General features: G+C 44.7%; 5 protein-coding genes. All 5 read right to left on the bottom strand.

Annotated features, from left to right (window positions below):
* Positions 1-314: 314 nt before the first annotated feature.
* Positions 315-1,808, bottom strand: a complete 1,494-nt coding sequence (gene glpK, locus MiSe_RS26280; protein WP_226586166.1) for a glycerol kinase GlpK — start codon at positions 1,806-1,808, stop codon at positions 315-317.
* A gap of 322 nt (positions 1,809-2,130) precedes the next feature.
* Complete coding sequence (locus MiSe_RS26275) at positions 2,131-4,035, bottom strand: adenylate/guanylate cyclase domain-containing protein (protein WP_226586165.1); 1,905 nt, start codon at positions 4,033-4,035, stop codon at positions 2,131-2,133.
* The gene (locus tag MiSe_RS26270) at positions 4,032-4,427 is read right to left on the bottom strand and encodes a response regulator (RefSeq protein ID WP_226586164.1); all 396 of its coding nucleotides are present in this window, start codon (positions 4,425-4,427) and stop codon (positions 4,032-4,034) included. Before MiSe_RS26270 ends, MiSe_RS26275 begins: the two co-directional genes overlap by 4 nt.
* A gap of 56 nt (positions 4,428-4,483) precedes the next feature.
* Complete coding sequence (locus MiSe_RS26265; protein ID WP_226586163.1) at positions 4,484-5,923, bottom strand: response regulator; 1,440 nt, start codon at positions 5,921-5,923, stop codon at positions 4,484-4,486.
* Between the two features lie 14 nt (positions 5,924-5,937).
* Positions 5,938-8,877, bottom strand: a complete 2,940-nt coding sequence (locus tag MiSe_RS26260; RefSeq protein WP_226586162.1) for a hybrid sensor histidine kinase/response regulator — start codon at positions 8,875-8,877, stop codon at positions 5,938-5,940.
* Positions 8,878-9,066: the final 189 nt, after the last annotated feature.

Here is a 9,066-nt window from a genome sequence, read left to right as displayed (position 1 = left end):
AACGAGGCGACCAATGCGTTACCAGGCCGGAGCCTGGTAACGAGGCGACCAATGCGTTACCAGGCCGGAGCCTGGTAACGAGGCGACCAATGCGTTACCAGGCCGGAGCCTGGTAACGAGGCGACCAATGCGTTACCAGGCCGGAGCCTGGTAACGAGGCGACCAGGCTGGAGCCTGGTAACGAGGCGAGAGGCGAAGTCGTCTAAAGACGACTGGAGAAAAGTTTTAGTCCACTTGAGTGGACTTTAGCTATTAGCCTGGGAATTTATTCCCAGGCGGGTAAGCGGGTAGGCGCAAGATCTAAATAAACAAACCTACACCCAATCAAATGTTTTAGTAACGGCCTTTTTCCACTGTGCATACTTAGCTTCCCGCACATCAACCATCATATTAGGCTCCCAAACTTTATCGACTCCCCAATTATTTTGCAACTCGTTGATGCTACTCCAAAAACCCGTTGCCAAACCCGCTGCATAAGCGGCTCCCAGCGCTGTAGTTTCTGCTACTAAAGGACGAATCACCGGCACGCCTAAAACATCGCTCTGAAACTGCATCAAAGTTTCATTTCCCACCATGCCGCCATCGACTTTAAGCGCGGTTAATTTCACTCCTGAATCTTGTTCCATTGCATCTAAAATTTCCCTCGTTTGCCATGCAGTTGCTTCTAAAACCGCCCTAGCAATATGACCTTTTTGCACGTAGCGGGTGAGTCCCACAATTGCACCCCTCGCATCAGCACGCCAATAGGGGGCAAATAGTCCCGAAAATGCTGGCACAAAATAAACTCCGCCGTTATCTTCTACTAAATTAGCCAGCGCTTCGACTTCTGCGCTAGTGGAAATCATGCCCAAGTTATCCCGCAACCATTGTACCAATGCGCCTGCGATCGCAACGCTCCCCTCCAAAGCATAAACCGCAGGTTCATCCCCCATTTTGTACGCCACAGTAGTCAGCAACCCACGCGCAGAAGCAATCTGCTCATTGCCTGTATTTAATAACATAAAACAACCCGTACCATAGGTGTTTTTAGCCTCACCAGGAGCGAAACAAGTTTGCCCAACTAACGCCGCCTGTTGGTCGCCTAAATCTGCCGCAATAGGTACTCCCGCTAACCGACCAACAACATGACCGTAAACTTGGGAAGAAGGGCGAATTTCTGGTAGCATCTGCTGCGGAATGTCCAGAATTTCCAAAATTTCCTTATCCCACTCCAAGGTGGCTAAATTCATCAGCATAGTGCGACTGGCATTGGTGACGTCGGTAATGTGCAATCCCCCTTGAGTACCGCCGGACAAATGCCAAATTAAAAATGTATCGATGTTGCCAAAAATAGCATCCCCGGATAAAGCTGCTGCGCGCAAACCTGTTATATTATCTAACATCCACTTAATTTTAGGGCCGCTAAAATAGGTGGCAAGTGGTAACCCAACTTGGGCGCGGAAACGGTCTATTCCCCCATTTTGAGCTAATTCGTTACAGATATTATCGGTGCGGGTATCTTGCCAAACTATGGCGTTATAGTAAGGTTTTCCCGTGTGTCGATTCCAGACTACAATTGTTTCGCGCTGATTCGTAATGCCGATGGCGGTAATCTCTTGAGGCGCGATATTTCCTCGGTCTAAAGCTTCATCGATAACCGTTTGCGTGCGTTCCCAAATTTCGGTTGGGCTGTGTTCTACCCATCCGGGGTTAGGATAAATTTGTTCGTGTTCTTTTTGAGCGAAAGTCACAATTTTTCCAGCTTTTTCAAAAATAATGAAGCGGGTGCTGGTTGTTCCAGAATCGATGGCAGCAATGTATTTTGTCATGGGTTTTTATGGTTAGTTTTTCTATTCATTTTACCATGAGTTATTGTTATAAGGAACCGCAAAATACGCAGAACCGGGAAGGGAAGAGAAAAGAAGAAGGTAGGTAATCAGGACTTACGCAAGGGCGTTCCTATCACCAAAGTTTCAAGCTGGGATCTCTAGTTAACAAACCGACGATTTTTCAGAGAAACAAAGGTGATTTGCCTGTGCAGACTATTACGGATTTCCATTAATATCGTTTCCTTAGGCATCGGAATTACGACCTGTAGGGGCTTTTCTTGCAATTAGCAATTAGCAATTAGCAATTACCCAGAAAGGCCGATCATTCCGATGCAACGGGATTTGATATAACTTGCTCGTTGCGTTCGCGCAGCGTCTCCGAAGCAGAATCGCTCCGTCCATTTCCACAAACTCCCCTCAAGTTAGATTCAGAGTAAATTGGCGTTACCGTACCAGGTTCTTGACAGCGTTTTAGATAAATTTGCACGACTTTATCCAGCGGGTTTTGGCGCAAACAATCTGCAAACAGTTGTTCCGCTTCTCTCAATTTTCCTGAACTATAGTTAGACAAAGCTTCTAAAAATATTGGTAAAGTTGCTAACTTGCCCTCTTTAATATCTGGACGTTCGGTTTCAAACACTTCATAAACAGTCACTAATTCTGATTTTCCTTTAACTTGGACGCGGTCGATCAGGCGAATTGCATATTGATGGGATTGATTCAATTGTACAAATGTTTGGTGAGTAATTAACATTGGCGCTTGATAAGCTTTTGTCAAATTTTCCACCCGCGAGGCTAAATTCACCGCATCGCTAATCACCGTCCCATCCATCCGTCTTTGTCCCCCAACAGTTCCCAGCATCAAAGACCCGGTATTAATTCCAATGCCGATGCGAATGGGTGCATAGCCCGCTCTGATGCGATTTTGATTATAATCTTCGAGGCGTTGTAACATGTTAATTCCTGCTTTGACAGCATCATCCGCACCGCCGCTAAACAGTGCCATAATTCCATCGCCAATATATTTATCAATAAACCCATGATTTTGAGCGATCGCAGGTTCCATCGTCGATAGATAAGAATTAATAAATTTAAAATTATCCTGGGGAGTCATGCTTTCAGAAAGCGTCGTGAAGTTGCGAATATCGGAAAACAGCACCGACATTTCTTGCTGCACCGCATCGCCTAATTTCACATCCACCAAGCTTTGGTGTCCCAACAAGGAAAGAAATTCATTCGGTACAAACCGTTTAGCCGCATTGGCTAATTCCGATTCAGCGTACAGCGCCAGTTCCAAATTGCAATTGAGTTCAAACAGTTCTGAAATAAATTTTGCCCGGTCTTCTTCTGCTTGTTTCCGTTCCGTAATGTCTTTTAGCGTGTTAATTGCATAGGCAATTTCTGACTGGGAATCATAAATAGGCGTTGCGTAAACTTCTAGGGGTATAATCTTGTCACCTTGGCGAACTTCTAGATCGTCAGCGGTGACGCTTTTGCCATTCAACGCCTGGATAATCGGCAACTTTTCAGTTGGGTACTGCTGGTCTTTACCTGCTTGATAAACTTGATAAACCTCTGATAATTGCTCCAAGGTTATACCAGGCACAACTCCTTTACCCAATAATTCTTTTGCCTGCCGATTAATGTAGTAAGGTTTGCCTTGTGTATCCAAAACAGCAACGCCGATTGGCATCGCTTCTAAAAACTGTTTCAAGCGATTTTCATTTTCTTGCAGTTGGGCAATTAGCGCGGCTTGTTCGCTGTTTAATCGCGCCAGCAATTGATTCATTTCCTGAAGTTTTGCATTTTGTTCGGCTAGCTTTTTCTCCTGAAAATAGCTATCAATTGCTTTTTCTACGGTTAATTTTAAGTCTTCTGCTTCCCAGGGCTTGGCAATATAACGATATAAATTTGCCTGGTTAATTGCATTGATAACTGCTTCTATATTGGCTTGACCCGTGAGCATTATTGTCACGGTTTTAGGTGATTTTTGCCGAACAATTTTTAATAACTCATCTCCTTTCATACCGGGCATAATCTGATCGGAGATGACCAAAGGAACTTCATATTTATTTTCTAGCAATTCATCCAATATTTCTAAAGCTTCTTCCCCTCCTTCTGCTGTTTCTATCGTATATTTACCCGCGAAAGATATTCGCAGCTCTCGTTCCAGACTTTCCAGGATAGTTAGTTCATCATCTACGCAGATAATTGCGGGCTTTTTCATGATTTTGAGAGTCCAGATCGAATGGTTTCAATTAATTCTTTAGTATTCCAGGGTTTGGTCAAGTAAGCATGGATCTTCGCTTCGTTGATAGCACGTTCCACTGCTTCTCTATCTGCTTGTCCAGTTAATAAAATAGTAGTCACCTCTGGAAATCTATGATGAATTAAAATTAACAGTTCATCGCCTTTCATTCCCGGCATCAACCAATCGGATACAATCACTACAATGTTTACGCTATCTTCGATTAATTCCTCAATTACCTCTAAAGCCTCATCAGCACTTTCAGCAAATTCATACAGATATTGATTCTTAAATGCTTTTTGCAGTTCGATTTCAAGGCTTTCTAAGACAGTGACCTCATCATCTACGCATATAATGGCTGACTTAGGCATTGTTGGCTTCCTGTTTCAAATGGATATAGCTAAGACTCTAGCATCAAATCCCTGGCTTAAGCAAGGCTAGGATTCTCGTTGAAATTTATTGGTAAAAACACGGTAAATGTTGTTTGACCCGTCAGGGAGGAAACTGCAATTTTTCCCTGATGTTTTTCAACGATTTTTTTGACAATATCCAATCCCAAGCCGCTGCCTTCTCCAGGGGGTTTTGTTGTAAAGAATGGCTCAAATATTCGGGGCATAATTTCTTCGGGTATCCCACAGCCACTATCGGTAATCTGGACTTTGATAAATCTTTCTTGCTGAGTCACATCAATTTTTAAGGTTCCCCGATTACTCATCGCTTGCACGGCATTGTGAATTAAGTTTGTCCAAACTTGATTCAGTTCATCGGGGTAGCACCAAATCGGCGGTAATTCTTGATAGTTTCTGATGACTTCTACCCCCTGTTTGAGTTGATTCTGGTAGAGGGTTAATACTGTTTCAATTCCTTCACCGATATTCGCCTGTACTTTTTCTTCAAAATTGTCGTAGCGGGCATAACTTTTGAGGGCAAACACGATTTTGGCAGCCCGGTCTGTAGCCGTCATAATAGTTTTGGTACTTTTCTGAAAACTAGCTAAGTCATAGGCTGTTTTGAGCAGCTTGTCCCGGTCTGGGTCTTGCAGTAAGCGTAAAAAGGGTTGAATATCGTCGTAAATGCCAAAAGTGACTAGAGTACTGGCAATGTTATCGGCGTCTTCTATTCCCATTTCTTCTAGCTGCTGCTGCAAAACTTTTCTGATTTGGCGTTTTTCTTTACTAGAGAAGGAGGTTGTTTGTTGGCTTGACTTTTCCATTAAGGCAAAGAAATCCTGTTGATTTTCAGCAGAGAGTCCTTGAAAAAATTCGGGTAATGCCTGCAAGTTTTCGGCGAAAAACCCAGCAATATTGTTGATCGATGAGCGAATCGCACCCAGTGGGGTATTAATTTCATGGGCAATGCCCGCAATTAATTGTCCCAAGGCTGCCATTTTTTCTGATTGAATCAATTGATTTTGGGTGGCTGTGAGTTGGTGCAAGGTTGTGGTTAATTCCTCATTTTTCTTTTGCAAGCTTCTTTGCAGGTTGCGAATTGCTAAGTGAGCTGCCACCCTGGCTAAAACTTCTTCTACTTGAAAGGGTTTTGTGATATAATCAACTCCACCAATGGCAAAAGCTTTGACTTTATCTAGCACTTCGTTGATCGCGCTAACAAAAATAACCGGGATGTCTTTGGTTCGCTCATCAATTTTGAGTTGTTCGCAGACTTCGTAACCGTTCATTCCCGGCATCATAATGTCTAGTAAAATTAAATCGGGTGGCATTCCCTTAGCAGCGGATAGGGCAAATTTACCGTTGGGGGCGGGGCGAACTTCGTAGCCTTGTTTGCTCAAAATATCGATTAACAGGTGCAGATTGGCTGGGGTGTCATCAACGACTAAAATGTTGCCTTTAAATTTGTCAGTTTGCATGGGTTTATCGGGTGCTAGGGGTTAGTTGTTAAGAGTTGATTGGCAGCTTCGATTAAGTGCAAAATCTTATCGTACTCGAAGTTATCGAGACAATGGGCGATGGCTAGGGCGATGGCATCGTCCTGGGTGCGGATTTGCCCGATCGCATCCTCCATTAACTTCATATCTCCCATCAAAATCGCCTCTTCTAGCTTTTTCAGCCATTCGGCGGGTAAAGATGCGAAGTCTTCCCCACTCAATACATTTTCCTCCTTAGAAGCCTCGCTTGTCGTAGGTTCCTCATAAATGTAACGCACCCCTAAATGCTGACTCATCGCGGCAAACAATTCGGCTTCCCGAAACGGCTTGCTGACGCAATCATCAAAACCAGCCGACAAAATCGCCGCGCGTTCCTCTTTAAACACGTGGGCAGTCAACGCAATAATTGCCATCGCTTCCCCCTCCAGTTTGGCGCGAATTTGTTGCGTTGCTTCGTACCCGTCCATTACCGGCATTCGCAAATCCATCCAAATTAAATGCGGTTTCCAACTCTGCAAAACCTCAAGCGCTTGAAGTCCATTCACCGCTTCTTTCACCTCAAAACCCAAAGGTTGCAGTAACTTAATCAGCAGTTGGCGGTTTTCCCAGCCATCCTCCACCACCAGCAAGCGATAAGTCGGTTGTTCTACTTCCAGTCCAATGACGCGACGCAGGGGTACAGTCACCTCCACCTCCGCCGCCGCCGCCAGAGTCACTTGAATGTCAAACGCAAACGTCGTACCCTCACCCACTGCCGTGCGAACTAAAGTGAGGTCACCCCCCATCAAGCGCACAAAAGCACGGCTAATCGGCAAACCTAAACCCGTGCCTTCTTGAAACCCCCGATTGGTTTTACTCTGCACAAACGGTTCAAATAAATCTTCAATCTCTTCATTAGGAATGCCACACCCAGTGTCTTCAATTTCAAAATGCAATTGGTAATTGCCTTCCCTGGCAGAGCCTGGGAACGAGGGTAATTTGCCTTCCCTGGCAGAGCCTGGGAACGAGGGTAAATTGGAATTATCTTTTTCTTTTCCTATTAGCAATGAGCCATTAGCCATTAGCACTCTGACTGTCACGCCGCCTCGCTGGGTGAACTTGATCCCATTGCCAAGCAAGTTAATCAAAATTTGGCGCAATTTTCGCTCGTCGGTATTTACATATTGGGGAACTTCCGGACTGCGTTCAAACTGTAGCGTTAAGCCTTTTTGGCTTGCCTGGAGTTGGAACATTTGCTCGACGCTATCTAACAACAGATAAAAGTCAAAAGAGTTTTCCATTAGCAACATCCGACCAGACTCGATTTTGGACATATCGAGAATGTCGTTAATTAATGCCAGCAGATGTTCCCCACTGCGAGCGATGATGTTGAGATTTTCCCGGTAGGAGGGAGAAAGCAATGAATCGCATTTCATCAATTGGGCGAAGCCGAGAATGGCGTTGAGGGGCGTCCGCAATTCGTGGCTCATTGTGGCTAAAAAAGTACTCTTGGCTTCGTCAGCTGCTTCTGCCGCTTCTTTTGCTTCTAACAATTCGGCGGTGCGTTGTCGCACTCGTTCTTCTAAATCTTGGGCTTGTTGTTGCAATTGATCTTGGGATTCTTTGAGTTCGGCAGTGCGTTGTTCGACCCGAATTTCTAACTCTGCCTTCGTTTTTTTTAGAGCAGCAAAAGCGATGCGCAACTGTTCCGCCATTTGGTTAAAAGACTGGGCTAAAACTGTTAGCTCTTGCGTGCCTTGCACGTCTACTTGTTGGTCGAGTTCGCCGCTAGCAATATTCTGACTCCCTTGACTGAGACGGCGAATTGGTTGGCTAATCCAGCGCGAGGTCAACCAACCTAGTAACGTGGATACAAACAGTGCTGCCAAACATAAAACAATGGTGGTGCGGGTGTTGGCATGAATTTGTGCCATAAAGTCGGATTCCGGCACGACTACCACAATCAACCAGTCTAGACCAAACTTATCGGAAAAGGGTGTAATTTGAACCCAGTGATGCTTACCTTCGATGTCAAATTTTAGCTGAATATTTTCCGTAATTTGATTTAAATTACCGTACTTCTGCTGTAAATACTCGGCAGTCGAGCGAATTAACGGCTCTTTGCTATTCACTGCCAAAAGACGCTGAGGTTTTGCTTTTTCCTTGATAAATGGCTGTTCGGATGTGGAACTAGCTACCAGCATCCCATTGCGTTCCACGATATAGGTTTGACCCGTGGAACCTACTTCCAAGGTACGCAAAAATTCGCTGATTTGGGATAAAGACAAATCCACCGCAGTTACTCCCAGTAGCTTACCTTGGCGATCGTACAGAGGCACTCCTTCAGTAATCGCCAGTTTGGAAAAGTCAAAATAAGCGTAAATTTCAGTCCATGCATTTCCAGATGCTTTGACGGGGGCTTTATACCAAGGTCGAATGCGAGGATCGTAGTTTGGTCTACGCTTCAACAATTGAGTGGGATTTCCTTGACGGTCAAGGGCATAAGTCGTGTAAACATACTTTGTAGATTCACCGGAGATTGTCAGGGTGAATTTGCCATCGTCTAAACGGTGGACACCAATAAAGTCTTTTTGTTCGGTGGCGAATTGGATGTAGGTAACTGAATTGAATGCTTGAATTTGATGCCAGAGGTGACGTTCTAGCTGGGGAGAATCTTGTAAATTGATTTGACCCAGACGAATGGCATTGGTGTTAATTTGATTAACTAAGCGGGGCGTTGCCGTGTAACTCTGGAGGGACTGGAGAATGCGGGAACTCACTTCGCGCATCAAACGTTCTGCCAGGTCATTGACTGCTTGCTGTCCGTTTCTAAACGAGAGATAACCCACCAGTCCCACCGCCGTGACGGTTTGCAGGACAAAAGGGACAACGAGAACCGTTCGTAGGGGTAGTCTGCTTACTTGAGCAAGGATAGAATTAAGCACTTTAACCAACATAGATAATTTCCAAAGGTCGAGAGTTGGGAGTTGCGGTTAGCGTTTAGATAGCTAACCCAAGTTGCTAGTTATCTCCCAAAGAGCGGCTAATGGCTAATGGCTAATGGCTAATGTCAGTAAAAATCCTATATTAGCAATTAGCAATTAGCAATTAGCAATTAGCAACGCCCTTGTTTATAACTAGCAACT

This window comes from Microseira wollei NIES-4236 (genome assembly GCF_020521235.1).
In the GTDB taxonomy this organism is placed as follows: domain Bacteria; phylum Cyanobacteriota; class Cyanobacteriia; order Cyanobacteriales; family Aerosakkonemataceae; genus Microseira; species Microseira wollei.
This window is presented reverse-complemented; position numbering and strand designations above follow the sequence as displayed.

Bases quoted from the DNA above. Each gene is read 5' to 3' on its own strand.
- MiSe_RS26260 (WP_226586162.1), bottom strand. From the start codon at position 8,877: ATGTTGGTTAAAGTGCTTAATTCTATCCTTGCTCAAGTAAGCAGACTA.
- MiSe_RS26275 (WP_226586165.1), bottom strand. From the start codon at position 4,035: ATGAAAAAGCCCGCAATTATCTGCGTAGATGATGAACTAACTATCCTG.
- glpK (WP_226586166.1), bottom strand. From the start codon at position 1,808: ATGACAAAATACATTGCTGCCATCGATTCTGGAACAACCAGCACCCGC.
- MiSe_RS26265 (WP_226586163.1), bottom strand. From the start codon at position 5,923: ATGCAAACTGACAAATTTAAAGGCAACATTTTAGTCGTTGATGACACC.
- MiSe_RS26270 (WP_226586164.1), bottom strand. From the start codon at position 4,427: ATGCCTAAGTCAGCCATTATATGCGTAGATGATGAGGTCACTGTCTTA.